1 pseudogene is annotated in these 279 nt (G+C 61.3%); it reads right to left on the bottom strand.

The window, feature by feature from the left end:
- A pseudogene (locus EN859_RS37720) lies at positions 1-279 on the bottom strand (protocatechuate 3,4-dioxygenase); the annotation flags it as partial.

Here is a 279-nt window from a genome sequence, read left to right as displayed (position 1 = left end):
GTTGACCTCTATCGGCACGAGCGCAAGCGGCCAGCCAGCGGCATGCGGCAACATCAGCGACAGTGGCGAATTGCAGCCGTGATCGAGCGGACGGTCCTGGAAGATCGTGAGGTCGAATTCGTCGTTGACGAGCTGCTCGGCAATATGAATCGCGAGATCGGGGTGGCCCGCGATGTCAGGAAGCGGACGCTTGCCCGCGCCTTCGTCGGCGAATTCATGACTGGCCGATACGCCGAGCGCGAACGTGGGATAGCAGTCGAAGAAGAAGCTATTCGCGTG

Origin of the sequence: Mesorhizobium sp. M00.F.Ca.ET.216.01.1.1 (genome assembly GCF_004010325.2) — a bacterium.
Classification (GTDB): domain Bacteria; phylum Pseudomonadota; class Alphaproteobacteria; order Rhizobiales; family Rhizobiaceae; genus Mesorhizobium.
This window is presented reverse-complemented; position numbering and strand designations above follow the sequence as displayed.